Below are 24280 nucleotides of genomic sequence, written 5' to 3'. Positions count from 1 at the left end.
TCAGACCCACTTGGCCTGGAGCACGTTGATCCCGGGGTACGGCTGGGCCCTTATCCCGGTGAGCCTGCGCGGATCCCAGGCCGTCATCAGCTCGTTGTGGACGACGGGGTACAGCACCGCCTGCTCGGCGACGACGTCGATGCAGTCCTGGACGAGCGCCTTCTTCCTCGCGGGGTCGGGCTCTGCGGTCGCCCGGTCCATGTCGGCGAAGAGCCGCTGGGCGACGGGATCGCCGGCCCACCGCGTGTACCCCATCCACAGGTTCTGCGGCCCGTAGTTGTAGTGCATGATCAGGTCCGCGTCGAGCCCGAACTGATTGGGATTGGAGGCCGCCGCCGCCACCTGGTAGTCCTGCTTCTGGTCCATCTTGGTGAACACGGCCGTGGTCTCCTGCGGCGCCAGCGTCGTCTCGACACCGATCGCGTCCCAGGAGGACTTGATGGTCGGCAGGCAGTCCACGATCCAACTGACGTTCACCGCGAGGATGTTGACCCTCAGCCCGCTGACCCCGGCGGCCTTCAGCAGCGCCTTCGCCTTCTCGGGGTCGTGGTCGTAGACGGTCTTCGCCCGCCGGTACGACGGATTCCCCTCGTTGAGGAAGGAAGAGGCGGGCTTCCCGTGCCCCCGGAGGGCGACCTGCACCATCTTCTGCCGGTCGATCGCGTAGTGGAGCGCCTGCCGCACGCGCACGTCGTCGAAGGGCTTGTGCGCGGTGTTGAACATCAGGAAGAGGTTGTTCATCCCGGCCCCGCCCGAGACCGTCAGCCCGCCCTGCTCCAGCCGCGCGATGTTGGCGTACGGGATGTTGTCCGCGATCTGCGCGCCGGCGTCGGACCCGGAGATCTTCGCGACGCGCGGCGCCGCGTCGACGATCGTCAGCCAGTTCATCCGCCGGAAGGCGGCCGGGCGCGGCCCGTTGTACGCGGCGAACGCCTCGAACGTCGTGTTCGACTTCGGATGATGCGCACTCTGCCGGTACGGCCCCGAGCCGACCGCCAGCCCCGTGATCGCCCTGTCCCAGCCGCCGGGCCGGGAGAACACGTGCTTCGGCATGATCTTGGCCAGGGTGAGCCGCGAAAGCCCGTCCGGGAAGGGGAACTTGAGGACGAGCTCGACGGTGCGGTCGTCCACCTTCCGGACTTCCTTCAGCCAGCTCTCGAAGAACCCCTTGGCGAGGGTCGGGGTCCTCGGGTCGAGGATCCGGTCGAAGACGAACACGACGTCGTCGGCGGTGACGGGCGTGCCGTCGTGGAAGGTGGCCCCTTTCCGCAGGCCGAACTTCCAGGTGGTGGCGCCGGGATCGCCGGGCACCTCGGTGCCGAGGGCGGGATACGGCACCCGGCTGATCGGATCGGTGTCCAGCAGGCCCTCGTAGATGTGGTTGTTGGCGGCCATCGAGAAGGCCGACGCGGTCTGGGTCGGATCCCAGCTGCCGTCGTTGCCGTACCCGATCACGGCGGTCAGCGTCCGGTCCTTCCCGCTGCCGCCGCCCCCGGTGTCGTTCGTGGACTGCGGCCCGCCCGAGCAGGCGGCCAGCGTGGACGGCAGGGCGGCGGCCAGCCCGAGCGCGCCGGCGCCTTTCAGGAAGGACCGGCGGCGCGGGGCCGGCAGGTCGCGGGTCACGTCGTCACGCACGGGGCCTCCAGCGAGGTCGGGGAGGTGAGAGAGGAGGTACGACGTCCTACGTCCGGTTCGGTCAGCGTGACCATAAAAGGGGCTTTGGGGGCGGTCAAGGGGGCGCACAGGGAATGGCCCCCTCCATGCATATCGGCTGTTTTCACCCGGACGGACAGCGCAGTGGTCCCCGTACGTGAGAATGGACGGCATGAGCCTGTTCCGCGACGACGGCATCGTGCTGCGCACCCAGAAGCTGGGTGAGGCGGACCGGATCATCACGTTGCTCACGCGCGGTCACGGGCGGGTACGCGCCGTGGCGCGCGGGGTGCGGCGGACGAAGTCGAAGTTCGGGGCCCGGCTGGAGCCCTTCTCCCACGTCGACGTGCAGTTCTTCGCGCGCGGGAGCGAGCTGGTCGGGCGCGGGCTGCCGCTGTGCACGCAGAGCGAGACCATCGCGGCGTACGGCGGCGGGATCGTGACCGACTACGCCCGCTACACCGCCGGGACGGCCATGCTGGAGACCGCCGAGCGGTTCACCGATCACGAGGGGGAGCCGGCGGTGCAGCAGTATCTGCTGCTCGTGGGCGCCCTGCGGACGCTCGCGCGCGGGGAGCACGCCCCGCACCTCGTCCTCGACGCCTTCCTGCTGCGCTCCCTCGCCGTCAACGGATACGCCCCCAGCTTCGGCGACTGCGCGAAGTGCGGGATGCCCGGACCCAACCGGTTCTTCTCCGTGGCCTCCGGCGGCTCCGTCTGCGTCGACTGCCGGGTGCCCGGCAGCGTCGTACCCTCACCGCAGGCCCTGGTTCTCCTGGGGGCCCTGCTTACGGGAGACTGGGAGACGGCGGACACGTGCGAGGCGCGGTACGTCCGCGAGGGCAGTGGGCTGGTGTCGGCCTACCTGCACTGGCATCTGGAGCGCGGGCTGCGCTCGCTGCGGTACGTGGAAAAAAGCTAGCGGTAGTAGGGAGACGAGAAGCACATGGTCGTACGCGGGATCCTGGGGCGTCAGCGCCGCGAGTACCAGGCGCCGGAGCCGCACCCGTCGGGTGCCCGCGCGCCGAAGCTCCCCGGCGAGCTGGTGCCGAACCACGTGGCCATCGTCATGGACGGCAACGGGCGCTGGGCGAAGGAGCGCGGGCTGCCCCGGACGGAAGGGCACAAGGTCGGCGCCGAGCGGGTCCTCGACGTGCTGCAGGGCTCCATCGAGGTCGGGGTGCGCAACATCTCCCTGTACGCCTTCTCGACGGAGAACTGGAAGCGCTCGCCCGACGAGGTCCGCTTCCTGATGAACTTCAACCGCGACTTCATCCGCAAGACCCGCGACCAGCTCGACGCGCTCGGGATCCGGGTGCGCTGGGTGGGCCGGATGCCCAGGCTGTGGAAGTCGGTCGCCAAGGAGCTCCAGGTCGCCCAGGAGCAGACCAAGGACAACGACCTGCTGACGCTGTACTTCTGCATGAACTACGGAGGCCGTGCCGAACTCGCCGACGCCGCCAAGGCGTTGGCCGAGGACGTGAAGGCGGGCCGGCTCGACCCGGCCAAGGTCAGCGAGAAGACCATCCAGAAGTACCTGTACTACCCCGACATGCCGGACGTCGACCTCTTCCTGCGGCCCAGCGGCGAGCAGCGCACCTCCAACTACCTGCTCTGGCAGAGCGCGTACGCCGAGATGGTCTTCCAGGACGTGCTGTGGCCGGACTTCGACCGGCGCGACCTGTGGCGGGCCTGCATGGAGTTCGCCTCCCGCGACCGGCGCTTCGGCGGGGCCGTGCCGAACGAGGAACTGCTGGCCATGGAAGCCGCCATCAAGGGGAACCAGGCCACTTCGTAGCCACGGACGGCGAGGACGGCGATCTCGTCCTCGCCCTGTGGGCCAAGGCCCGCGCAGCGTGCTGCGCCACCTCTTCACGAAGCCGTTCGCCGACTCGGGCGGTGCTTCGGCCGCGGCCGGCTAGGACGCGCCGCCCGCGCAGTCCGCGCACGTACCGAAGATCTCCACCGTGTGGGCCACGTTGACGTAGCCGTGCTCCGCCGCGATCGCCTCGGCCCACTTCTCGACGGCCGGGCCCTCGACCTCCACGGCCTTGCCGCAGGCACGGCACACCAGGTGGTGGTGGTGCTCGCCGGTCGAGCAGCGGCGGTAGACGGACTCGCCGTCGGAGGTGCGCAGGACGTCGACCTCGCCGGCGTCGGCGAGGGACTGCAGGGTGCGGTACACCGTGGTCAGCCCGACCGAGTCGCCCTTGTGCTTGAGCATGTCGTGCAGTTCCTGCGCGCTGCGGAACTCGTCCACCTCGTTCAGCGCCGCCGACACGGCTGCCCGCTGTCGGGTCGCGCGGCCCTTCACGGGCGGTCCAGCGGTCGTCACCGGTTGCCTCCTCACGTCTCGCCTGTGCCCGGGCCATTGTGCCAGCCCGGGCTGCCGGCGGTCAGACGCCGATCTCGTCCCCGGCCCCTCTCGTGGCCGGAATCGTGGTCGGGATCGTGCACTCCGCCGGGTCCCCGGCGGGCCCGGCCTGGGCCGCCGCGCGGGCGCGTCGCCGGGCCAGCGGGGTGGCCAGCGCGGTCAGCGCGACGAACGCGGCGATGGTCAGCAGAACGATCGTCGCACCGGGCGGGACGTCCTGGTAGTAGGAGGTGATCGTGCCGCTGACGGTCACGGCGATGCCGATCGCGACGGCGATCACGAACGTGGCGGTGAAGCTGCGGGTGAGCTGCTGGGCCGCCGCCACCGGCACGACCATCAGCGCGGACACCAGCAGCAGCCCGACCACGCGCATCGCGACCGTGACCGTGACCGCCGCCGTCACCGCCGTCAGGAGGTTGAGCGCGCGCACCGGCAGGCCGGTGACCCGGGCGAACTCCTCGTCCTGGCTGACCGCGAACAGCTGGCGGCGCAGCCCGAGGGTGACCAGCACCACGAACGCGGCGAGCAGGCAGATCGAGACGACGTCCGACTGCGACACCGTGGACAGCGAGCCGAACAGGTACGACGTCAGGTTCGCGTTGGAGCCGCCCGGCGCGAGGTTGATGAACATCACGCCACCGGCCATGCCGCCGTAGAAGAGCATGGCGAGGGCGATGTCGCCGCGCGTCTTTCCGTACCAGCGGATCAGCTCCATCAGGACCGCGCCGAGGACCGAGACCGCCGTCGCCATCCACACGGGGGACGTCGACAACAGGAAGCCCAGTCCGACCCCCGTCATCGCCACATGGCCGATGCCGTCGCCCATCAGGGCCTGGCGGCGCTGGACCAGGTAGATGCCGACGGCGGGGGCGGTGATGCCGACCAGGACGGCGGCGAGCAGTGCCCGCTGCATGAAGGCGTAGTTCAGGAAGTCCATCAGCTCAGCAGTCCCGTGTGGATCGACTCGTGGGGGTGGACGTGGTCGTGGCCGGGGAGCGCGTGCTGGCCCAGGGCCTGCGGGGGCGGGCCGTCGTGCAGGACGCAGCCGTCGCGCAGGACGACCGCGCGGTCGATCAGCGGCTCCAGCGGGCCGAGTTCGTGCAGCACGAGGAGGACCGTGGCGCCCGCCGCCACCTGCTCCTTCAGGGTGCGGGCGAGGATCTCCTGGCTGGCCAGGTCGACGCCCGCCATCGGCTCGTCCATGATCAGCAGCTCGGGTTCGGCGACGAGCGCGCGGGCGATCAGCACGCGCTGGTGCTGGCCGCCGGAGAGGGCGTTCACCGAGTCCTTGGCGCGGTCGGCCATCCCGACCGCCGCCAGGGCCCGGTGCACGGCCTCCCGGTCGGCCCGGCGGAAGACGCCGAAGCGGGTGCGGGAGAGCCGCCCGGAGGAGACGATCTCGGTCACCGTCGCGGGGACCCCGCCGGCGGCCGTCGTGCGCTGGGGTACGTAGCCCACGCGCGACCAGGCGCGGAACGAGCGGCGCGGGGTGCCGAACAGCTCGATCGTGCCGCCGCTCGCCGGGACCTGGCCGATGACCGTGCGGATCGCGGTGGACTTGCCGGAGCCGTTCGCGCCGAGCAGCGCGACGACCTCGCCGCGGCCGACGGTGAGGTCGATGCCGCGCAGCACGGGACGGGCGCCGAGTTCGGCGGTCACCCCGCGCAGGGCTATGACGGGCTCTCCCATGATCCTGCCCTCCCTGCCGGTCACTTGGCGCCCAGCGCCTGCTGGAGGGCCTTGAGGTTGGCCTCCTGGACGGCGAAGTAGTCCTTGCCGCGGGACTTGGCGGTGATGCCCTCGATGGGGTCCAGGACGTCGGTCCTCAGGCCGGCGTCGCCCGCGATGGTCCGGGCGGTCTTGTCGCTCACGAGCGTCTCGTAGAAGACGGTGGAGACGCCGTCGGCCCTGGCCATCTTCTCCAGGTCCCGGACCCGGGCGGCGCTGGGCTCGGACTCGGGGTCGAGGCCGTTGATGGCCTCCTCGGTCAGGCCGTAGCGCTCGGCGAGGTAGCCGAAGGCGGCGTGCGTGGTGATGAAGACCTTGGTCTTCGTGCGGGCCAGGCCGTCCTTGAACTGCTTGTCCAGGTCGGTCAGTTTCCCGACCAGCGCGGCGGTGTTCTTCTCGTAGTCGGCCGCGTGCTTCGGGTCGGCCTTCTCGAAGGCCTTGCCGACCCCCTGGGCGACCTGGGCGTAGCGCACCGGGTCGAGCCAGATGTGGGGGTCCTCGGCGCCGGACTCCTCGCCGGGGTGGGTGTCGTGGGAGGCCGCGTGGCCGCCGACCTCGTTGCCGTGCTTCTCCAGCGTGGTCAGGGCGGCCGCGTCGACCTTCGTCTTCACCGGGGACTGGGCCACCGCGTCGTCGACGGAGGGCTGGAGGTTCTTCAGGTACACGACCGCGTCGGAGTCCTGGAGCATCGCGATCTGCTTGGGGCTGATCTCCAGGTCGTGGGGTTCCTGGCCGGGGGAGGTGAGACTGGTGACGTGCACATGGGCGCCACCGATCTGCTCGGCCAGGAAGGCCATGGGATAGAAGGACGCGACGACGCCGAGCTTGCCGGTGTTCGCCGCCTCGGCCTTGTCGCTGGAGCAGGCGGACAGCGTGCCGATACCGAGGGCGGTGACCGCGGTGAGCGCGGCGGTGGGTATGAGGCGTCGTCGTACGTTCATGACAGTCATTTTCAACAAATATGGAAACCGTTGTCAACAAGCCTGGTGAGCGGTACCGATTTGATTGAGGGGGAGCCCCCGCCGGTACCCTGAATCATTCGCAAGCAAGCTGGATGCATCTCGCTCCATCGCCCGTCGTCGTAATCGTCATGAAGAGAGCACCGTGGCCGCCGACAAGATCGACACCATCGTCAGCCTGAGCAAGCGCCGTGGCTTCGTTTTCCCGTGCAGTGAGATCTACGGCGGTCAGCGCGCCGCCTGGGACTACGGACCGCTGGGTGTCGAGCTCAAGGAGAACATCAAGCGCCAGTGGTGGCGCTACATGGTGACGTCGCGCGAGGACGTGGTCGGCATCGACTCGTCCGTCATCCTGGCCTCCGAGGTCTGGGTCGCGTCCGGCCACGTCGCCACCTTCACGGACCCGCTGACCGAGTGCACCGCGTGTCACAAGCGGTTCCGCGCCGACCACCTGGAAGAGGCGTACGAGGAGAAGAAGGGCCACGCCCCGGCGAACGGCCTCGCTGACATCAACTGCCCGAACTGCGGCAACAAGGGCCAGTTCACCGAGCCCAAGCAGTTCTCCGGCCTGCTGTCCACCCACCTCGGCCCGACCCAGGACTCCGGCTCCGTCGCGTACCTGCGTCCCGAGACCGCCCAGGGCATCTTCACCAACTTCGCCCAGGTGCAGACCACCTCGCGCCGCAAGCCCCCGTTCGGCATCGCCCAGATGGGCAAGTCCTTCCGCAACGAGATCACGCCCGGCAACTTCATCTTCCGCACCCGCGAGTTCGAGCAGATGGAGATGGAGTTCTTCGTCAAGCCGGGCGAGGACGAGAAGTGGCAGGAGTACTGGATGGAGCAGCGCTGGAACTGGTACACGGGCCTCGGCCTGCGTACCGAGAACATGCGCTGGTACGAGCACCCGAAGGAGAAGCTCTCCCACTACTCCAAGCGCACCGCCGACATCGAGTACCGCTTCCAGTTCGGCGGCAGCGAGTGGGGCGAGCTGGAGGGTGTCGCCAACCGCACCGACTACGACCTCGGCGCCCACTCCAAGGCCTCCGGCCAGGACCTGGCCTACTACGACCAGGAGGCCCAGGAGCGCTGGACCCCGTACGTCATCGAGCCCGCGGCCGGTGTCGGCCGCACGATGCTGGCCTTCCTCCTCGACGCCTACGTCGAGGACGAGGCGCCGAACGCCAAGGGCAAGATGGAGAAGCGCACGGTGCTGCGCCTGGACCACCGCCTGGCCCCGGTGAAGGTCGCCGTCCTGCCGCTGTCCCGCAACCCCGAGCTGTCCCCGAAGGCCAAGGGCCTCGCCCAGGCGCTGCGGCAGAACTGGAACATCGAGTTCGACGACGCCGGCGCCATCGGCCGCCGCTACCGCCGCCAGGACGAGATCGGCACGCCGTACTGCGTGACGGTCGACTTCGACACCCTTGAGGACAACGCCGTCACCGTGCGTGAGCGCGACTCGATGAAGCAGGAGCGCGTGTCCCTGGACCAGATCGAGGGCTACCTGGCGCAGCGTCTCATCGGCTGCTGACGCCCACCGTCGCCGACGCCCACCCTCCAGCCGACTCGGTCGGCCGGAGGGTGGGCGTTTTTCCTTGCCTCAACGCCCTTGCAACGCCTTCACGTTGTCCCCGAACGTCCAGTTCTTCGAACCGTCCCAGTTGATCGACCAGTCCATCAGGCCCTTGAGCGCGCCGCCGTAGTGCTGCCAGGCCTGGGAGACGAGCGACGGTGACAGGTAGCCGCCGCCCGCGCCGGGCTGTGCGGGCAGGCCCGGGACCTGCTTGTCGTAGGGCACCCTGACGGTCGTGCCCTGCACCACCAGCCCCTTGTCCAGGCAGTCGGTCTGCGCCGTGAAGCCGGCGACCGTGCCGGCCTCGTAGGAGTCGCCGGAGCAGCCGTACATGCTGCCGTTGTAGTACTGCATGTTCAGCCACCACAGCCGGCCGTTGTCCGCGTACTTCTTGACGATCGGCAGGTACGCGCCCCAGATCGAGCCGTAGGTGACGCTGCCGCCGGTGACGTACGCCGTCTCCGGGGCCATCGTCAGGCCGAAGCCCGACGGCATGCGCGCCAGGATCCCGTCGATGATGCGGATCAAGTTGGCCTGGGACGTGGACAGTTGGCCGATGTTGCCGCTGCCCGTCAGGCCGGTCTCGATGTCGATGTCGATGCCGTCGAAGTTGTACTGCTTCAGGATCGGGACGATGGTCGAGACGAACGTGTCCGCCACGGCGGTCGAGTTGAGGTCGATGCCGGCCGTGGCGCCGCCGATCGAGAGCAGGATCGTCTGGCCGGAGGCCTTCGCCGCGCACATCTGTGCCGGGGTGGCGACCTTCACGCCGGTGTCCATGCCGTCCTCCCACAGCGCCGTGCCGTCGGACCGGATCACCGGGAAGGCCGCGTCGATCACGTTGTAACCGTGCGCGGGGATACGGGAGTCGGTGATCGGGGTCCAGCCGAAGGGCGGGTGGACCCCGTTGGCCGAGCCGTCCCAGTTCTCCCAGTAGCCCTGGAGGACCTTTCCGGCCGGCCGGGACTTGACCGCGCAGGTGTCGGCGGCGGAGGCGGTCGGGGCGGCGGCGATCGAGAGGGGGACGAGGGCGGCGGCCGTGAGCGCGGCGGCGAGCAGACGTCTGAGCATGCGAGGCCTCCCGGTGGGGGTGCGGCGAGGTGTCGTAGGCATGACAGTGCTCGTGGTCCAGACCTCTCGTCAATAGGTCTGGACCATTTTCCCGAATTCGCTGACATAGTTGGACTGACAGATATTGAAATTTGTCAGTCGTCGTGTCACAGTGGGGGACATGACGATGCGAACCCGAAACCTCGGAACCACCGGCCCGACCGTCTCCGCCCTCGGCCTCGGCTGCATGGGCATGTCCGCGCTCTACGGCGACGCCGACCGCGCGGAGTCCGTCGCGACCGTCCACGCCGCCCTGGACGCGGGCGTCACACTCCTCGACACCGGCGACTTCTACGCCATGGGGCACAACGAGATGCTGATCGGCGAGGCCCTGCGCACCGCCCCGGCCGCCCTGCGCGAGAAGGCCCTGACCAGCGTGAAGTTCGGCGCCCTGCGCGACCCGGAGGGCAACTGGACCGGCTACGACGGCCGCCCGGCCGCCGTGAAGAACTTCGCCGCCTACTCCCTCCAGCGCCTCGGCGTCGACCACATCGACGTCTACCGGATCGCCCGCCTCGACCCGGACGTGCCGATCGAGGAGACCGTCGGCGCCATCGCGGAACTGATCGAGAAGGGCTACGTCCGGCACGTCGGCCTCAGCGAGGTCGGCGCCGAGACCGTCCGCCGGGCCGCCGCCACCGCTCCGATCGCCGACCTCCAGATCGAGTACTCGCTGATCAGCCGGGGCGTCGAGCGGGAGATCCTGCCGACCGTCCGTGAGCTGGGCATCGCGATCACGGCGTACGGCGTGCTGTCCCGCGGCCTGATCTCCGGCCACTTCACCCGTGACCGGCAGCTCGCCCCGACCGACTTCCGTGCCCACTCGCCCCGCTTCCAGGGCGAGAACCTCCAGCACAACCTGAACCTGGTCGAGGCGCTGCGCAAGATCGCCGAGCAGAAGGGCGCGTCGGTCGCACAGACCGCCATCGCCTGGGTCCTCTCCCGCGGGGACGACATCGTCCCGCTGGTCGGCGCCCGCACCCGCGAGCGGCTCACCGAGTCGCTCGGCGCGCTGGACGTCACCCTGGACGCGGCCGACCTGGCGGCGATCGAGGAGGCCGTGCCGGCGGACGCGGCGGCCGGCGACCGCTACCCGTCCGCGCAGATGACGACGCTCGACAGCGAGCGCTGACCCGGCGGCCGTACCAGGCCCATGACGTACGGTCTATGACATGACACCGCCCACCGGGACCCTGACCGCCGAGCGCATCCTCGAAGCCACCGAGGAGGTGCTGCGCCGGCACGGCCCGGCCAAGGCCACCGTGGTCGACGTGGCCCGCGCGCTCGGCGTCAGCCACGGCAGTGTCTACCGCCACTTCCGCACCAAGGCGGCACTGCGCGAGGCCGTCACCAAGCGCTGGCTGGACCGCACGTCGCAGCGGCTGGCCGGCATCGTCTCCATGGACGGCACCCCCGAGGAGCGGCTGCGGGCCTGGCTCGTGGCGCTGTTCGACGCCAAGCGGCACAAGGCGGGCGACGACCCCGAGCTGTTCGCGACGTACACGGTGCTGACCGACGAGAACGTCGCGGCGGTCGCCGAGCACATCGACGAACTGACCGGGCAGTTGACCCGGATCATCGCGACGGGGGCCGAGTCGGGCACCTTCCCGGTACCCGACCCGGCCCCTGCGGCCCGCGCCGTCTTCCAGGCCACCGGCCGTTTCCACGACCCCTGCTACGCCAGGGAATGGACCGGCCCCGGCATCGACGAGGAGTTCACGGCGGTGGTGGACCTGTTGGTGAGGGGACTCAGCTCACCTTCACCGTGACGGTCGGCGAGACGGCCTTGCCGGCCTTGTTCGCGCTCACGACCCGCAGGACGTGCGTGCCCTTGGGCAGTTTGGCGGTCATGGCGTAGGAGTTGTTCTTCTTGACCACCGTGGTCGGGGTCAGCTTGGTCCACTTGCCGTTCACCTCGTGCTGGAGCACCAGCGGGGAGCCGATCTTCAGGCCCGAGGTGCGTCCGGCGAGCTTCACCGATTCGCCGGTCTTCACCGTGGTCGGCTTGGCCGTCAGGGTGATCGAGGCCTTGTCCATGCTGGGGCTGGACGTGGGCTTCGGCTTGCCCGTCATGTGTGTGGTGGGTGAGGGGCTCGGCTTCTCGTTCGCGGCGAAGGCTGCGGCCGTACCGGCCGACAGCAGGGCGAGGGAGAGGGTGCCGGCGGCGAGCGCTCGGGCGCAGCGGCTCCGGGTGAAGCTCATGTGGGTCTCCTGTTTTCGAGGGAGTTCCCCCCTGTCGCGAGCGGCCCTCGCGGGGCCTGCTCGCCAGTCCAGGCTCACCCGAGTGCGGCGCAGCGGCATGTCGAACGGGCCGCGGCAGCCGTTGAAACGTCTATCGCTTTGCGTAAAGCCGCAGGTTGGACAACGTTTTCCCAATCCTCTCCGTTACCCGTTTTTTACCCTTGGTGACTGCCCGCCGGGTCGACCGTCGCCTGGTGGACCTCGGCCAGATGCTCCTCCGCCTTCAGCCACGGCAGGAACTGCGCGCTTCTGCGCCAGCCGCAGGTGTCGCATCTGATCAGCCGCTGCACGCCCGTGCGCTCCACGCGTACGACGTGCTCCCGGCCGTGCCGGTCCCAGCGGCTGACCTTGCTCGTGCTGTTGTCCTGTGCCATCCCTGCCTCCGTCTCTGCGTGCCCGCAGGGAGTGTGCAGCAGAATCAACATCAACAGGGAGTTGTTCACGGTCAGTTGGGCGAGTCGTGGCCGGGGCTCAGCCGATCTCGCGCGGCAGCCGCAGGCTGAGCAGGCCCGTCAGCACGATCCCGGCCAACTGCGCCAGCAACGCGACGAGCAGTGCCTCCCGCATGCCCACGCGCGGTACGAGGGTGAGGAACAGCGTGCCCAGGGTGGCCACGCCGAGGGCGAGCGCGGACTGCTGGGTGGTGACCATCACGCCGCTGCCGACCCCGGCCCGGGCCGGCGGCACCTCGGACAGCACCAGCCGCATCACATTGGGCAGTTGGAGCGCCTGTCCGACTCCTGCGACGGCCGCGCCCGGCAGCAGCGAGGCGAGGCCGAGGTGCGGCCAGTCCCGCCAGGCGGCCAGCACCAGCAGCAGGATGCCCACGCCCTGGACGACGGCACCGGCAGTGACCACCCGGGTGCCGTACCGGGCGATCAGCCGGGGGCCGGCGAGGGAGGTGAGCAGGAACGTCACGGCCATCGGCGCGAGCGCGAGCCCGGCCGGCACCGGGGAGAGCCGGGCGCCCTGTTGCAGCGCCAGCGCGATCACGAACATGAAGCCGCTGAAGCCGATCGAGAACGGCACGATCAGCAGCAGACCGCGCCGCAGCGAGGCCAGCGCCAGCAGGCTCGGCGGCACCAGCGGGGTCCGCCCCGCCCGGTCGGCCCGCCGCTCCACGGCCCAGAACGCGCCGACGGCGAACGGGAACACGGCCAGCGACAGCCACGTCCACAGCGGCCAGCCCGCCGCCCGGCCCTCGGTCAGCGGCGCGAGCAGCGTCAGCAGGGACACCGCGAGCAGGACGGTGCCGGGGCCGTCGACGGGCTCGGGGTGCGGCGAGCGGGTCTCGGGCACGAACCGTACGGCGAGGAGCAGACCCGCCACGACCACGGGCACGTTGACGAGGAACACGGCCCGCCAGCCGGTCCCGGCGATGTCGGCGGCGACGAGCACTCCGCCGAGTATCTGCCCGGCCACCATGGCCAGTCCGGCCGTCGCGCCGTACAGGCTCATGGCCCGCGCCCGGTGCGCGCCGCGCGTGGTGGCCTGGATGATGGCGAGCACCTGCGGCAGCATCGCGGCGGCCGCGGCGCCCTGCGCGACCCGCGCCGCGACCAGGCTCCACGCGTCCGGCGCGAGCCCGCAGGCCAGCGAGGTCAGCCCGAACGCGGCCATCCCGCCGAGGAACAGCCGGCGCCGGCCGAACAGGTCCCCGAGCCGCCCGCCGAGCACGAGCAGCACCGCGTACGCGACGCCGTACCCGGCGACGACCAGCTCCAGCACCGCCTCGCTCGCGGCGAGGTCGGTGCGGATGGTCGGCAGGGCGACGTTGACGATGAAGAAGTCGATCAGCGGCAGTGCCGCGGCCAGCAGCACGGTGAACAGCCCGGGCCCGCCGAGTGCGGGCGGCGCGGCCGTCGTACGGACGGCCCGGGTGGAGACGACGGTTTCGCTCATGCCTCGACCCTGTGCCCCCGCCCAGACGGGTACCAGAGTGTGTTCATCCTGGTAGAAGAAATACCTGGCAACAGGATCGGCCCGGCGGCACCCTGGACGCATGACGACCATGGCACAGGACGGCGCGGCGCAGTCCGCCCGGGGCGCGGAGATCCGGCGGCACGAGCTGGCCGCGTTCCTGCGCAGCCGTCGCGAGCGCATCACCCCCGAGCAGGTGGGCCTGCCCCGCGGGGCCCGGCGCCGTACGCCCGGACTGCGCCGGGAGGAGGTCGCGCACCTCTCCGCGGTCGGCGTCACCTGGTACACGTGGCTCGAACAGGCCCGCAACATCCAGGTCTCCGTGCAGGTCCTGGACGCCCTGGCCCGCACCCTGATGCTGGACGCCAGCGAGCGCGCCCATCTGTTCCAGCTGGCCGGTGCCACCGACCCGACGCCCGCCGCGAGCTGCCCGAGCGTCACCCCGGCGCTGCGCGAGATGCTGCGCCGGCTGGAGCCGCTGCCGGCCTGCATCCAGAACAGCCGGTACGACATCCTCGCCTACAACCGCCCCTACGGCCGCCTCCTCGGCGACCTGGACGCGATCCCGCCCGAGGACCGCAACTGCATGCTGCTCGTGTACACCAACAAGGAGTGGCAGGAGGCGGTCGTCCACCTGGAGGAGACCCAGCGGCTGATGGCCGCCCGGCTGCGTGCCTCCCTCGCCGGTCACCTGGGCGAACCGGCCTGGAAGATGCTCCTCAAGCGCCTGGAGGCGGCGTCCCCCGCGTTCTGCGAGCACTGGGAGCGTTACGAGGTGGTCGGTGCCCGCACGAAGACCAAGGAGTACCACAACCCCTACGTCGGCCACCTCCGGCTGGTGCACACGGACCTGTGGCTGGGCCCCGAGGCGGGCGCCCGCATGGTGATGTACACGGCGAAGGACGAGGAGACCCGGGAGCGCCTGGAGAGGCTGTACGAGCTGTCCCGCGAACCGCTGCCGGCCGTCGGCGGGCCGCTCTAGGAGGTGCCCACCGGCTGGCGGATCTCCGGTGCCCGGAGGCTCTCCGCCGTGCGGGTCGCCGTCGCGCGGGCCCAGCGGCCGCTGGTGAGGAGGCCGAGGACCAGGACGGCCAGTCCGCACCCCGTGAGGATCCACCAGCCGGGGCGGGCCGCCGCGACGAAGGCATGGTGGTACGAGGCCGAGCCGATGCCGGAGGCCAGGACGGCGCCGATCACCGCGACGCCGAGGGTCTGGCCCAGCTGCCTGCTGGTGGAGGCGACGGCGGCGGCGACCCCGGCCTGGGCGCGCGGCATGCCCGACACGGCGGTGTTGGTGATCGGCGCGTTCACGAAGCCGAAGCCGATGCCGAACAGGACGTAGCAGAGCAGGCGGCCGGCGTTCGAGGTCTGCGCGTCGAAGGCCGCGAACAGGACGCCGCTCGCCGTCATCGCCGTACCGGCGATCAGGAGCGGGAGGCGGGGGCCGCGGGTGCCGACCAGGCGGCCGGACAGGGGCGCGCACAGGAAGGTGGGCGCCGCCATCGGGAGCATCCACAGGCCCGCGTGCAGGGCGTCCAGGCCGCGGACGTTCTGGAGGTACAGCGTCGAAAGGAACAGGAAGCCGCTGAGCGCCGCGAAGGCGGCGATCGCGATCACGGTGGCCCCGCTGAACGGCGCCGAGCGGAAGAAGCGCAGATCGATGAGGGGTTCGTCGCGGCGGGGCTCGTACCACAGCAGCGCCAGGAGGGCCACGACGGCGACGGCCACGAAGGGGGCGACGACGGACGCGGTGGAGTCCGGCGCCTCGATGATCGCGTAGGTCAGCGAGCCGAACAGGGCGATGACCAGGAGCTGGCCGACCGGGTCGGGGCGGCGGGCCCTGGGTGCGCGGGACTCGGGGACGAAGCGGAGCGTGAGCAGGAGGGCGACGAGGCCGACCGGGAGGTTGATCCAGAAGATCGAGCGCCAGCTCACCGACTGCACCAGCAGCCCGCCGACCAGCGGACCGGCCGCCATGGATATGCCGACCACCGCGCCCCACACGCCGATCGCGCGGGCGCGCTCACGGGCGTCGGTGAAGGTGTTGGTGATGATCGACATGGCGACCGGGTTGAGCATCGAGCCGCCGACGGCCTGCACCATGCGGAACACGATCAGCAGGGAGAGGTTCGGCGCGAGCGAGCAGAGCACGGAGCCGACGGTGAAGACCAGCAGGCCGGTCATGAAGACCTTCTTGCGGCCGATCCGGTCGGCCGTCGAGCCCGCGAGCATCAGCAGCGAGGCGAGCACCAGGGTGTAGGCGTCGATCGTCCACTGGAGGCCGGAGGTCGAGGCGTGCAGTTCGCGCTGCATGGAGGGCAGCGCCACGTTCAGGACGGTGTTGTCGAGACTCACGATGAGCAGGCTCATGCAGCAGATCGCGAGCACGAGCAGACGGCGGCGAGGGCTCAGCTCGGGCATGCGTTCCATCGTACGCCGATTTCGATAGTGCGTCTAACTAATGACTGCTGCATGATCCGGAGCGGCCGGCCGGGCTGCCGGGGGAGTGAGGGACAATGGGTTCTTGCCCTCTGCCGTCACCGCCGTACGCCTGTTCCGGAGTCGTCTGATGTCCCACTCGCTCTCCATCGGCCCGCACGCCGTGCTGCCGCCGGTCGTGCTCGCACCCATGGCGGGCATCACGAACGCGCCCTTCCGCACGCTGTGCAGGGAGTTCAGCGGCGGCAAGGGGCTGTTCGTCAGCGAGATGATCACGACCCGGGCGCTGGTCGAGCGCAACGAGAAGACCATGCAGCTGATCAGGTTCGACGCGAGCGAGCAGCCGCGCTCGATCCAGCTGTACGGCGTCGACCCGGCCACCGTCGGCAAGGCCGTCCGCATGATCGCGGAGGAGGACCTGGCCGACCACATCGACCTGAACTTCGGCTGCCCGGTCCCCAAGGTCACCAGGAAGGGCGGCGGCTCGGCGCTGCCGTACAAGCGGAACCTGCTGCGGGCGATCCTGAAGGAGGCCGTGAGCGGGGCCGGTGACCTGCCCGTCACGATGAAGATGCGCAAGGGCATCGACGACGACCACCTCACCTTCCTCGACGCCGGCCGCATCGCCGTCGAGGAGGGCGTGACGGCCATCGCGCTGCACGGCCGCACCGCCGCCCAGCACTACGGCGGCACGGCGGACTGGGAGGCCATCGCCCGCCTCAAGGAGCACGTCCCGGAGATCCCCGTCCTCGGCAACGGCGACATCTGGTCGGCCGAGGACGCGCTGCGGATGGTGCGCGAGACCGGGTGCGACGGCGTCGTGGTCGGGCGAGGGTGCCTCGGGCGGCCGTGGCTGTTCGCGGACCTGGTGGCGGCCTTCGAGGGACGCCTGGACGATCTGGCCCGCCCGGTGCTCCGGGAGGTGGCCGACGTCATGGTCCGGCACGCGACGCTGCTGGGCGAGTGGCTCGGTGACGAGTCCAAGGGCGTGGTCGACTTCCGCAAGCACGTCGCCTGGTACCTGAAGGGCTTCGCGGTCGGCTCGGAGATGCGTAAGCGGCTCGCGATCACCTCGTCGCTCGCGGAACTACGGGCCGGACTGGACGAGTTGGACCTCGACCAGCCCTGGCCGGCCGGCGCGGACGGGCCCCGCGGCCGTACGTCCGGCAACAACCGGGTGGTGCTGCCGGACGGCTGGCTGAAGGACCCGTACGACTGCGCGGGGATCAGCGAGGACGCCGAACTCGACACCTCCGGCGGCTGACGGCCCCTCGGTCAGTTCGTCTTCGGGTGCGGAGTCGAGCCGAACGCCGTCAGGAAGCGGTCGCGGAAGGCGCTCATCTTCCACACCGGGGCGTTGTGCGCGGGGCGCAGGCCGTCGGTCCAGTTCCAGCTCGTGATCCTGTCGAGGAGCTTCGGGTCCTTCGCGACGATCGAGACCGGCACGTCACGGCTGGCGTGGTTGCCGCTGGCGTGGGCGTTCGGCTGATGGTCGCCGAGGAAGACCAGCACGGTGTCCTTCGTGCCGTACCGTTCCAGCCACTCGGTCAGCGCCGTCACCGTGTACTGGACGGACTTGCCGTACTCCTGCTTGGTGTGCGTGTCGTCGGTGAGGGTGTAGGTGGACGGGTGGCCCGCCTTCTCGATGGAGTCGAAGACCGAGCCGTCGCCCAGCTGGTTCCAGGGGACCATCTTGGGGATCGGCGCCCAGGGGGTGTGGCTGGAGGTGAGGATGAGCAGCGACATCCGTGACTTGCCGGCGGCCGGCTTCTTGCTGTGCACCCGGTCCTGGAACTGCTGGAGCGTGTACTGGTCCGGCATGGTCGACCAGCTGAACTTCGGTCCCTGGTAGCCGAGCTGGAAGGCGTTGTAGACCTTGTCCAGGCCGTACCACTTCTGCTCCGGCCAGCCCTTCTGCACGCCCGGCATGACGCCGACCGTGTCGAAGTCGCCGGTCTTCTTGAACGCGTCGGTCAGGCTCATGTGGTCGCTCGCCATGACCGTGCGGTAGCGCTGCTGGTTGCTGATCCACAGGCCCGACATGGTCGTGGAGTGGCCGAGCCAGCTGCTGCCGCCGTACGTCGCCGAGGTCAGCCAGCCGCTCTTGGCGTGGAAGCCCGCCTGGGCCAGCGCCTTGGTGCGGGCGTCGAGGGTCGCGTCGACGCCGGGGGCCATGATCGGGTCCTCGACGGCGCTGCGGCCGTAGCTCTCGATGAACGTGAAGATCATGTCCTTGCCGCGCAGGTCCGGGACCAGCTGGCTGCCCGGGGTGTTCCCGAAGGCGTCGACCTTCGCCACCTTGCGGAACGCCGCCTCGTCCCTGATCGCGTTCGAGATCCGGTGGGCCTGGTCCTTCAGCGCGGTGGCGGTGGTGTCGGTGGCGAGCGGCATGCCGGACATCTGCAGGCCGAGCGAGGAACTGGTGATCCAGACGACTCCGGCGACCAGCGTGCCCCGGGTCGCGAGGCCGGGGTGCCGGGCGAGCAGATTGCTCAGCCGCACCATGGACAGCGCCAGCAGCACGAAGACCAGCAGCACGAGGAGGATCACGGCGGCCACGGCGGCCACCGCGGCGGTGTGCCCGAAGGAGTCCACCAGGTACGACTCCGCGTCGCCGAACAGGCTCCAGTCGAGCACGGCGTTGAAGCCCCGGCCGAGGTACTGGTTGAACCCCATGTCCAGCACGTTCAGCACGGTCATCGCGCCCAGCGCCACCCCGGACACGACGGCCAGCGCCACCCGCGGCCGGCGCGGCAGCGCGATCATCACCGCCGCCCCGATCACGGCCTCCGCCGGTATCCGCACGAACGTCGAGGTGTGCACCCGGTCCACGGAGTTGGGCATCCCCAGGGCGACGACGACGAGCACCGCGGCCAGCACGGTGACCGTGCCGGACAGCGCCCGCGCGGCGCCCGGATGCGCCGCCCGCCACCGCCGCGTCCGCGCCCGCACCGCGGCCCAGGGCCGGGGCAGGGCCCTGAGCCTGAGCGTGAGGGGGCGGTGGGGAGAGCGCGCGGGAGTTCCGTCGGGGATGGTGTCCGGCGCCTCGGTCTCCCCGTCCGTACCGGTTTCCTGGCGCGTGCTCATGTCCTGGGACAACCCGAAGGTCCTTCCGTGCGAGACCTGTACCGCAGTCTCGTACGGCCCCTCACGGGCCCCTGTTCAGGCCACAGGGCAAACACCGGGCAAATCCAACGCCCTGGCTAGACCCCGCCCACCGCCGTCAGCAGCGCGAGCGGCGCCGCGGCCGAACGCGACTCCCGCACACACGCGTGCGGGTACGGCACCGGCTCCGGATGCGTGTCCCGCCCGTACCCGGCCAGGACCTCCGGCAGCCGGTGTCCGGCGGTGCTCGCCGCGTCGACCAGCGCGTGCGCCACCGTCCGGGCCTCGTCGTGCAGCCCGTACCGCGCCAGCCCCAGCGTGATCAGCGCGTTGTCGTGCGGCCACACGGAGCCCCGGTGGTACGACAGCGGGTGGTACGCGGCCTGGCCCGCGGCCACCGTGCGCACGCCCCACCCGGAGAAGAAGTCCGGCTCCAGCAGCCGGCGGCCGACCGCCTCGCCGTACTCCTTGTCCAGCAGCCCCGACCACAGCAGATGCCCGGCGTCGGAGGCCAGCGCGTCGACGCGGCGGCCCCGCCCGTCGAGCGCGAGCGCGGGGAAGGAGTGCTCCGGCATCCAGAAGTCCCGCTGGAAACGGTCCCGCAGATCGGCCGCCGCCTGTTCCAGCAGCGCCGCGTACGTCTCGTCGCCCCACACCGTCCGCGCCACCCACGCCGTGCGGCGCAGCGCGTCGTACGCGTACCCCTGCGCGCCCGCCGCCATCACCGCGCCGGTGGGCCGGGTGCCGTCGGCACAGCAGATCGCGCCGGGGGAGTCCTTCCAGTTCTGGTTGGCGAGGCCGCCCTCGTCGGCGCGGTAGACGAGATAGCCGCGCGAGGTCAGCCCGCCGTGGTCCAGCATCCAGCCGACGGCGGCGCGGGCATGCCGCTCCAGGCCGCGGGCCAGGTCCGTGTCCCCGGTCTGCTCGACGTACGCGCCGAGCAGGACCAGGAACAGCGGGGTCGCGTCGACGGAGCCGTAGTAGCGCCCGAACGGCACCTGCCCGAAGTGCGCCAGCTCGCCGTGCCGCACCTCGTGCACGATCTTGCCGGGCTGGGCGACGCGCGACGGGCCAGCGGAGCCGGTCGCCTGGGTCGTGGCCAGGGCGAGCAGCGTGGCTGCGGCCGGCCGGGGCCGGTACGGCAACGCGAACAGGGAGGTGAGCAGGGCGTCCCGGCCGATCAGCGTGAGGTACCAGGGGGCCCCGCCGGCCGGGACGCGCAGCTCCTCGCCGCCCGGTCCGCCGGCCGGCACCTGGAGCGCGGCCAGATCGGCGAGGCCGCGCGCGCACGCCTCCGCCAGCTCCGGCCAGCCGGTCGGGAAGGCCACGCCCTCCATGAACTCCGCTTCGCGCACCTGGAGTTGCTCGTGCACGGCGGCGGGGTCGCGCGGCACCCGGACGGCCCGCTTCTCGCCGTGCGGGCGGGCGATCACGCGCAGCATCAGCTCGCTCGTGCCGTGCGCGGGCAGGTCCAGGGTCCACACCAGGCGGCGGGCGCCGGTGCCGGTCTCCTCCACGGCGTCGGGGGCCGGGTCGGCCGTGATCGCCGTACGGGACGTCCATTCGGCGCGCCGGTAGGTGAACTCGATGCCGTCGCCCGTCACTTCGCGGGAGCGTACGGCGCCGGGCTTGACGTAGGTGCGGTGGTCGGAGCGGAGTTCGAACTGGTCGGTGAAGTCGGCGTCGACGGTGAGGGCGAGCCGGACCGTGGTCGGCACCGGGCGGTTGCTGGTGACCCGCAGCGACTCCACGAACGCGCTGTCGCCGACGGCCTGGTGACGGAAGACGGTGTGCGCCGGGGGTTCCCGGCGGCCGCCGCGCGGGACCAGGACGCAGCGGGCCGCGTCCCCCTCGGTGACCGGGGTGAGCACCTCGGGCACGGCGCCGTCGACGGTGAGCTGCCAGCGGCTGAGGTGCCGGGCGTCCCGTACGAACAACCCGTCCGGGGCGCCGCTGCCCCGCACTCCGCTGATGTCGCCCCGGTCGCCCACGGCGGCGAACGTCGCCCCGTGCACGAGCAGATGATGCCGGTCCGTCATCGCCGGTCTCCTCCTTCGTCACTCGTGTCGAACGTGCCGGTGACCGCGCTGGACACGCCCTCGCGGGCGCCCTTGACAAGCTCTTGGTACGGCTGGGGGCGGGGCTGGCCCTGCACGTCGTGATACAGGTCCAGGGCGAGCGCGGCGGTCCAGCCGAAGCCGGTCGCGCCGCAGGCCTCGCCGGTGCGCGGATCGACGTACTCCGCGAAGCCGGTGGCGTCGGCGAGGTGCAGCACGGCCGCCCGCAGGGTGTCGGCCAGTCGCGGCTCCCCGTGCGCGCGCAGGCCCCGCTCCAGCAGCCAGCCGGTGTTGAACCAGGCGGGCCCGCGCCAGTACCGGTGCGGGTCGAAGGCCTCGCCGAGGAGGTCGTAGCTCGGCACGAGCCGGGTGCGGTCGCCGGGCCCGTCCCCGCATCCGAAGTGCGGACCGCGCAGGGTGCGGACGAGCGTGGCGGCGATCTCGGGCGGCAGGCCGGGGAGCATGAGCGGGATCAGCCCGGAGACGCTGCGCTCGCGGACGAGTCCCTGCCCGCCCATGAGATCCCGGCACAGGAACATGCCGGCCGCGGGGTCCCACAGCCGCTCCACCAGCGCCGCCGTCAGCCGTTCGGCCCGCGCGCGGCGGGCGGTGCCGGCCGCGCCCAGCTCCTCGGCGATCCGGGCGAGCGCGTGCTCGGAGGCGATGAGCAGGGCGTTGAACGCGGGGTCCTCGACGGCGAACTCGCCCTCCCCGTCGGCATATCGGCCGTCCCGGTAGTCCGCGGCCAGCCGCACGTACCGCCCGTAGTCCAGATCCGTCGGCCGGTCCTCGGCCGCCCCGTGGTCGAGGTCGGCCCGGCGGAAGGTGCGGGCCGGGGCCGGGGTGATCCGGGCCAGCGGGGCGTCCCAGCAGGGGCTGTTGTCCATGCCCTGCTCCCAGGGGTGGACCACCGACACGAGCCCTGCGCCGCCCCGGTCGCGCCGGTGCGTCAGATAGCGGTGCCAGGCGGCCAGGCGCGGGTACACCCGGGCCAGGAAGCCGCGGGAGCGCGAGAGCACCGGGTCGGCGCGGTGGACCAGCCAGGCCGCGAGCGCGTGCACCGGTGGCTGCACGATCCCGGAGGTCTGTACGGTGCGCGGGGCGCCCGCGGTGCGCCCGGCGGTGGCGGAGCGCCAGAAGTCGGGGCTCGGGAAGTAGGCGTCGAGCGGGACGGAGGGGTTGAAGACGATGTGCGGCACGCGCCCGTCGCCCCACTGGGCGGCCAGCAGCGTCTCCAGCTCGGTCTGGGCCCGCAGCGGCGAGACGTGCCGCAGGCCGATGGCGATGAACGCCGAGTCCCAGGACCACTGGTGCGGATACAGGCTTCGGGACGGGACCGTCGCGTTCCCGGTCCAGTTCGCCGCCAGTACCCGGGCCGCCCTGACGTGCAGACTGTCGCCGGAGGCCGGGGGATCGTATGCGATCGGGTGCTCCGTGGCGCGGGTGGTGAGCTGGGCAGTGCGATCCACTCGGGGCTCCCCGAAGACGAAGAACGCCCGGCCGGGTCGGCCGGGTTCGGTTGTGGCTACCGTAGGGTTACGTCTACTTAACACGCAAAACCCACTATGTAATGCAGGGTTGAGGAACACAAGGGGGTGCGCATGACCGGACGTCCGGGAAGAGCCGTCAGGACGAACGGCGGCCAGGCCGGCGCCGGCGACCTGCTCGAACTGGTGCGCAGCGGACGGGCGGTGACGCGGGGCGCGCTCCAGCAGGTCACCGGGCTGTCCCGGGCCACGGTCGGCCAGCGCCTGGACCGGCTGTTCCGGGCGGGCTGGCTGCGCGAGGGGGCCGGCGGCCCGGTCGGCTCGCCGCTCGGCGGGCGCCCTTCCATCACGCTGGAGTTCGACGGCTCCCACGCCGTCGTCCTCGCCGCCGACCTCGACACCCGGCACGCCCGCGCGGCCGTGCTGTCCCTGACCGGCGAACTGCTCGCCGAGCACGCGGGCACGCTGGTGGTGGAGGACGGGCCGGAAGCCGTGCTCGGTGAACTCGGCCGCTGGTTCGGCGCGTTGCTGGAGAAGGCGGGGCACACGGCGCCGGAGGTCGCCGGCATCGGGCTGGCGGTACCCGGTCCGGTGGACAGCGAGACCGGCCGGGTGGTGCAGCCGCCGATGATGCCGGGCTGGGACGGCTACGACATACGGGGCCGTCTCTCGCGCGCCTTCGCGGAGCACACCGGTCACCGCGGCCGCGCCGGCGCCCCGGCCGCCGTCCCGGTCCTGGTCGACAACGACGCCAACCTCATGGCGTACGGCGAGCAGCGCGCCGGACACCCCGACTGCGGGGCGTTCGTCCTGGTCAAGGTGTCCACCGGGATCGGCGCCGGGGTCGTGGTCGACGGCTCGATCTACCGGGGCATCGACGGCGGCGCCGGGGACATCGGGCACATCCGGGTCGGCGCGGACGCGCTGTGCCGGTGCGGCTCCCACGGCTGTCTCGCCGCCGTCGCGAGCGGGGGTGCCGTGGCGGGGCGGCTGGCGGAGTCCGGCGTCCCGGCCGCGTCCGGCTCGGACGTACGGGACCTGCTGGCCGCCGGGCACCCGGAGGCGGCGGCGCTGGCCCGGGAGGCCGGGCGCCTGGTCGGTGACGTGCTGGCGACGGTGGTGACCCTGCTCAACCCCGGGGTGCTGATGATCGCGGGCGACCTGGCGGGCACGCCCTTCCTCACCGGCGTGCGCGAGCTGCTCTACCAGCGGGCGCTGCCCCGCTCCACGGCCCACCTGGACGTCGTCACCTCGGCGCTCGGCGACCGGGCCGCGCTCATCGGAGCGGGGGCACTGGTCGTGGAACACCTCTACGCGCCGGAGCGGGTGGAGGAGCGGCTGCTGGCGCTGGGGGTGTGAGGCCGCTGCCGGCGGGTGCGTGACGAGGGGTTTCGAGGGGTTTCCGGGCGCGTTTCGGGTCTCGGACGACGGTCCGCATGGTGAAATCCCGGCCGCTGTGGCAGCGTGATTCTCGCCACCCTTGATAAGGGTTGCGCTCAGATGAGCGAATCATGGGCGACTGCACTTCTCCAAGGGGTGGCACTCGGTGCCACCCCTTGATCGTTCATCGATCGAAATCAGACGTGCGGGATCCCTGCTCATCTGAGCGATAAACCCGGTGTTGAGGGGTACTTGCC

General features: G+C 71.3%; 21 protein-coding genes. 8 read left to right on the top strand and 13 right to left on the bottom strand.

The genetic code is table 11. The annotated features are described in order from the left end of the window. On the bottom strand, positions 1-1635 hold the full coding sequence (locus AC4OXY_RS19140; RefSeq protein ID WP_491994285.1) for an ABC transporter substrate-binding protein: 1635 nt from the start codon (positions 1633-1635) through the stop codon (positions 1-3). A gap of 190 nt (positions 1636-1825) precedes the next feature. Here AC4OXY_RS19140 and recO point away from each other — a divergent pair, with 190 nt between their 5' ends. Further along, the gene (gene recO / locus AC4OXY_RS19135) at positions 1826-2575 is read left to right on the top strand and encodes a DNA repair protein RecO (protein ID WP_071370650.1); all 750 of its coding nucleotides are present in this window, start codon (positions 1826-1828) and stop codon (positions 2573-2575) included. Between the two features lie 24 nt (positions 2576-2599). Then, complete coding sequence (locus tag AC4OXY_RS19130) at positions 2600-3451, top strand: isoprenyl transferase (RefSeq protein ID WP_356030918.1); 852 nt, start codon at positions 2600-2602, stop codon at positions 3449-3451. A 120-nt stretch (positions 3452-3571) separates the two neighbouring features. Here the strand turns inward: AC4OXY_RS19130 and AC4OXY_RS19125 are convergent, their stop codons facing one another. The 4 genes from AC4OXY_RS19125 to AC4OXY_RS19110 form a co-directional block, all read right to left on the bottom strand. After that, on the bottom strand, positions 3572-3988 hold the full coding sequence (locus AC4OXY_RS19125) for a Fur family transcriptional regulator (RefSeq protein WP_071381702.1): 417 nt from the start codon (positions 3986-3988) through the stop codon (positions 3572-3574). A 61-nt stretch (positions 3989-4049) separates the two neighbouring features. Next, positions 4050-4964 carry a metal ABC transporter permease gene (locus AC4OXY_RS19120; protein ID WP_356030920.1) on the bottom strand — a complete coding sequence of 305 codons (915 nt, stop codon included), beginning with the start codon at positions 4962-4964 and terminating at the stop codon, positions 4050-4052. Next, positions 4964-5716: a metal ABC transporter ATP-binding protein gene (locus AC4OXY_RS19115; RefSeq protein ID WP_356030921.1), complete on the bottom strand. Its 753-nt coding sequence runs from the start codon at positions 5714-5716 to the stop codon at positions 4964-4966. The genes AC4OXY_RS19120 and AC4OXY_RS19115 overlap by 1 nt, the downstream gene beginning before the upstream one ends. Positions 5717-5736: 20 nt before the next feature. Further along, the gene (locus AC4OXY_RS19110; RefSeq protein ID WP_491994284.1) at positions 5737-6696 is read right to left on the bottom strand and encodes a metal ABC transporter substrate-binding protein; all 960 of its coding nucleotides are present in this window, start codon (positions 6694-6696) and stop codon (positions 5737-5739) included. A 163-nt stretch (positions 6697-6859) separates the two neighbouring features. Between AC4OXY_RS19110 and AC4OXY_RS19105 the strand changes: the two genes are divergently transcribed. After that, positions 6860-8242: a glycine--tRNA ligase gene (locus AC4OXY_RS19105; protein ID WP_356030924.1), complete on the top strand. Its 1383-nt coding sequence runs from the start codon at positions 6860-6862 to the stop codon at positions 8240-8242. A gap of 69 nt (positions 8243-8311) precedes the next feature. Here AC4OXY_RS19105 and AC4OXY_RS19100 read toward each other — a convergent pair whose 3' ends face one another. Continuing rightward, complete coding sequence (locus AC4OXY_RS19100; RefSeq protein ID WP_356030926.1) at positions 8312-9355, bottom strand: chitinase; 1044 nt, start codon at positions 9353-9355, stop codon at positions 8312-8314. 160 nt (positions 9356-9515) lie between these two features. On the opposite strand from AC4OXY_RS19100, the gene AC4OXY_RS19095 reads away from it, so the two are divergent. Continuing rightward, positions 9516-10526, top strand: coding sequence for an aldo/keto reductase (locus AC4OXY_RS19095; protein ID WP_491994283.1), 1011 nt, complete (start codon positions 9516-9518; stop codon positions 10524-10526). A gap of 40 nt (positions 10527-10566) precedes the next feature. Continuing rightward, positions 10567-11163: a TetR family transcriptional regulator gene (locus AC4OXY_RS19090; protein ID WP_356030929.1), complete on the top strand. Its 597-nt coding sequence runs from the start codon at positions 10567-10569 to the stop codon at positions 11161-11163. On the opposite strand, the gene AC4OXY_RS19085 is transcribed toward AC4OXY_RS19090, so the two are convergent. The 3 genes from AC4OXY_RS19085 to AC4OXY_RS19075 all read right to left on the bottom strand — a co-directional run bounded on the left by AC4OXY_RS19085 (position 11144) and on the right by AC4OXY_RS19075 (position 13537). After that, positions 11144-11596 (bottom strand): hypothetical protein, encoded by a 453-nt coding sequence (locus AC4OXY_RS19085; protein WP_376285331.1) that lies wholly within the window; start codon positions 11594-11596, stop codon positions 11144-11146. The genes AC4OXY_RS19090 and AC4OXY_RS19085 overlap by 20 nt on opposite strands. 194 nt (positions 11597-11790) lie before the next feature. After that, positions 11791-12009, bottom strand: a complete 219-nt coding sequence (locus tag AC4OXY_RS19080) for a hypothetical protein (RefSeq protein WP_362821513.1) — start codon at positions 12007-12009, stop codon at positions 11791-11793. Between the two features lie 97 nt (positions 12010-12106). Beyond that, positions 12107-13537, bottom strand: a complete 1431-nt coding sequence (locus AC4OXY_RS19075; protein ID WP_491994282.1) for an MFS transporter — start codon at positions 13535-13537, stop codon at positions 12107-12109. A 100-nt stretch (positions 13538-13637) separates the two neighbouring features. Between AC4OXY_RS19075 and AC4OXY_RS19070 the strand changes: the two genes are divergently transcribed. After that, the gene (locus tag AC4OXY_RS19070; protein ID WP_356030936.1) at positions 13638-14537 is read left to right on the top strand and encodes a helix-turn-helix transcriptional regulator; all 900 of its coding nucleotides are present in this window, start codon (positions 13638-13640) and stop codon (positions 14535-14537) included. Here AC4OXY_RS19070 and AC4OXY_RS19065 read toward each other — a convergent pair. Beyond that, entirely contained in the window at positions 14534-15976 is a 1443-nt protein-coding gene (locus AC4OXY_RS19065) for an MFS transporter (RefSeq protein WP_491994281.1), read from the bottom strand. The genes AC4OXY_RS19070 and AC4OXY_RS19065 overlap by 4 nt on opposite strands. Positions 15977-16124: 148 nt before the next feature. Between AC4OXY_RS19065 and dusB the strand changes: the two genes are divergently transcribed. Then, positions 16125-17258: a tRNA dihydrouridine synthase DusB gene (dusB, locus tag AC4OXY_RS19060; RefSeq protein WP_376286239.1), complete on the top strand. Its 1134-nt coding sequence runs from the start codon at positions 16125-16127 to the stop codon at positions 17256-17258. A gap of 11 nt (positions 17259-17269) precedes the next feature. Here the strand turns inward: dusB and AC4OXY_RS19055 are convergent, their stop codons facing one another. The 3 genes from AC4OXY_RS19055 to AC4OXY_RS19045 all read right to left on the bottom strand — a co-directional run bounded on the left by AC4OXY_RS19055 (position 17270) and on the right by AC4OXY_RS19045 (position 22625). Further along, positions 17270-19081 (bottom strand): alkaline phosphatase family protein, encoded by a 1812-nt coding sequence (locus tag AC4OXY_RS19055; RefSeq protein WP_376285326.1) that lies wholly within the window; start codon positions 19079-19081, stop codon positions 17270-17272. Between the two features lie 116 nt (positions 19082-19197). Then, a complete protein-coding gene (locus AC4OXY_RS19050; RefSeq protein WP_491994280.1) occupies positions 19198-21138 on the bottom strand; it encodes an amylo-alpha-1,6-glucosidase in 1941 nt (646 codons plus the stop codon). Then, complete coding sequence (locus AC4OXY_RS19045; RefSeq protein ID WP_356030941.1) at positions 21135-22625, bottom strand: MGH1-like glycoside hydrolase domain-containing protein; 1491 nt, start codon at positions 22623-22625, stop codon at positions 21135-21137. Before AC4OXY_RS19045 ends, AC4OXY_RS19050 begins: the two co-directional genes overlap by 4 nt. Before the next feature lie 132 nt (positions 22626-22757). On the opposite strand from AC4OXY_RS19045, the gene AC4OXY_RS19040 reads away from it, so the two are divergent. Further along, positions 22758-24002 (top strand): ROK family protein, encoded by a 1245-nt coding sequence (locus AC4OXY_RS19040; protein WP_491994279.1) that lies wholly within the window; start codon positions 22758-22760, stop codon positions 24000-24002. The last annotated feature ends 278 nt before the right edge of the window (positions 24003-24280 follow it).

It is taken from the genome of Streptomyces sp. HUAS MG56, from assembly GCF_058673395.1.
The sequence above is the reverse complement of the archived record's forward strand: the minus strand, read 5'-3'. Positions and strand labels throughout refer to the sequence as shown.

What these genes read in the sequence shown, in the direction of transcription:
- recO (WP_071370650.1), top strand. Translation starts at nt 1,826, where the DNA reads ATGAGCCTGTTCCGCGACGACGGCATCGTGCTGCGCACCCAGAAGCTG.
- AC4OXY_RS19130 (WP_356030918.1), top strand. Translation starts at nt 2,600, where the DNA reads ATGGTCGTACGCGGGATCCTGGGGCGTCAGCGCCGCGAGTACCAGGCG.
- AC4OXY_RS19120 (WP_356030920.1), bottom strand. Translation starts at nt 4,964, where the DNA reads ATGGACTTCCTGAACTACGCCTTCATGCAGCGGGCACTGCTCGCCGCC.
- AC4OXY_RS19115 (WP_356030921.1), bottom strand. Translation starts at nt 5,716, where the DNA reads ATGGGAGAGCCCGTCATAGCCCTGCGCGGGGTGACCGCCGAACTCGGC.
- AC4OXY_RS19110 (WP_491994284.1), bottom strand. Translation starts at nt 6,696, where the DNA reads ATGAACGTACGACGACGCCTCATACCCACCGCCGCGCTCACCGCGGTC.
- AC4OXY_RS19100 (WP_356030926.1), bottom strand. Translation starts at nt 9,355, where the DNA reads ATGCTCAGACGTCTGCTCGCCGCCGCGCTCACGGCCGCCGCCCTCGTC.
- AC4OXY_RS19095 (WP_491994283.1), top strand. Translation starts at nt 9,516, where the DNA reads ATGACGATGCGAACCCGAAACCTCGGAACCACCGGCCCGACCGTCTCC.
- AC4OXY_RS19090 (WP_356030929.1), top strand. Translation starts at nt 10,567, where the DNA reads ATGACACCGCCCACCGGGACCCTGACCGCCGAGCGCATCCTCGAAGCC.
- AC4OXY_RS19085 (WP_376285331.1), bottom strand. Translation starts at nt 11,596, where the DNA reads ATGAGCTTCACCCGGAGCCGCTGCGCCCGAGCGCTCGCCGCCGGCACC.
- AC4OXY_RS19080 (WP_362821513.1), bottom strand. Translation starts at nt 12,009, where the DNA reads ATGGCACAGGACAACAGCACGAGCAAGGTCAGCCGCTGGGACCGGCAC.
- AC4OXY_RS19075 (WP_491994282.1), bottom strand. Translation starts at nt 13,537, where the DNA reads ATGAGCGAAACCGTCGTCTCCACCCGGGCCGTCCGTACGACGGCCGCG.
- AC4OXY_RS19070 (WP_356030936.1), top strand. Translation starts at nt 13,638, where the DNA reads ATGACGACCATGGCACAGGACGGCGCGGCGCAGTCCGCCCGGGGCGCG.
- AC4OXY_RS19065 (WP_491994281.1), bottom strand. Translation starts at nt 15,976, where the DNA reads ATGCCCGAGCTGAGCCCTCGCCGCCGTCTGCTCGTGCTCGCGATCTGC.
- dusB (WP_376286239.1), top strand. Translation starts at nt 16,125, where the DNA reads ATGTCCCACTCGCTCTCCATCGGCCCGCACGCCGTGCTGCCGCCGGTC.
- AC4OXY_RS19055 (WP_376285326.1), bottom strand. Translation starts at nt 19,081, where the DNA reads ATGAGCACGCGCCAGGAAACCGGTACGGACGGGGAGACCGAGGCGCCG.
- AC4OXY_RS19050 (WP_491994280.1), bottom strand. Translation starts at nt 21,138, where the DNA reads ATGACGGACCGGCATCATCTGCTCGTGCACGGGGCGACGTTCGCCGCC.
- AC4OXY_RS19040 (WP_491994279.1), top strand. Translation starts at nt 22,758, where the DNA reads ATGACCGGACGTCCGGGAAGAGCCGTCAGGACGAACGGCGGCCAGGCC.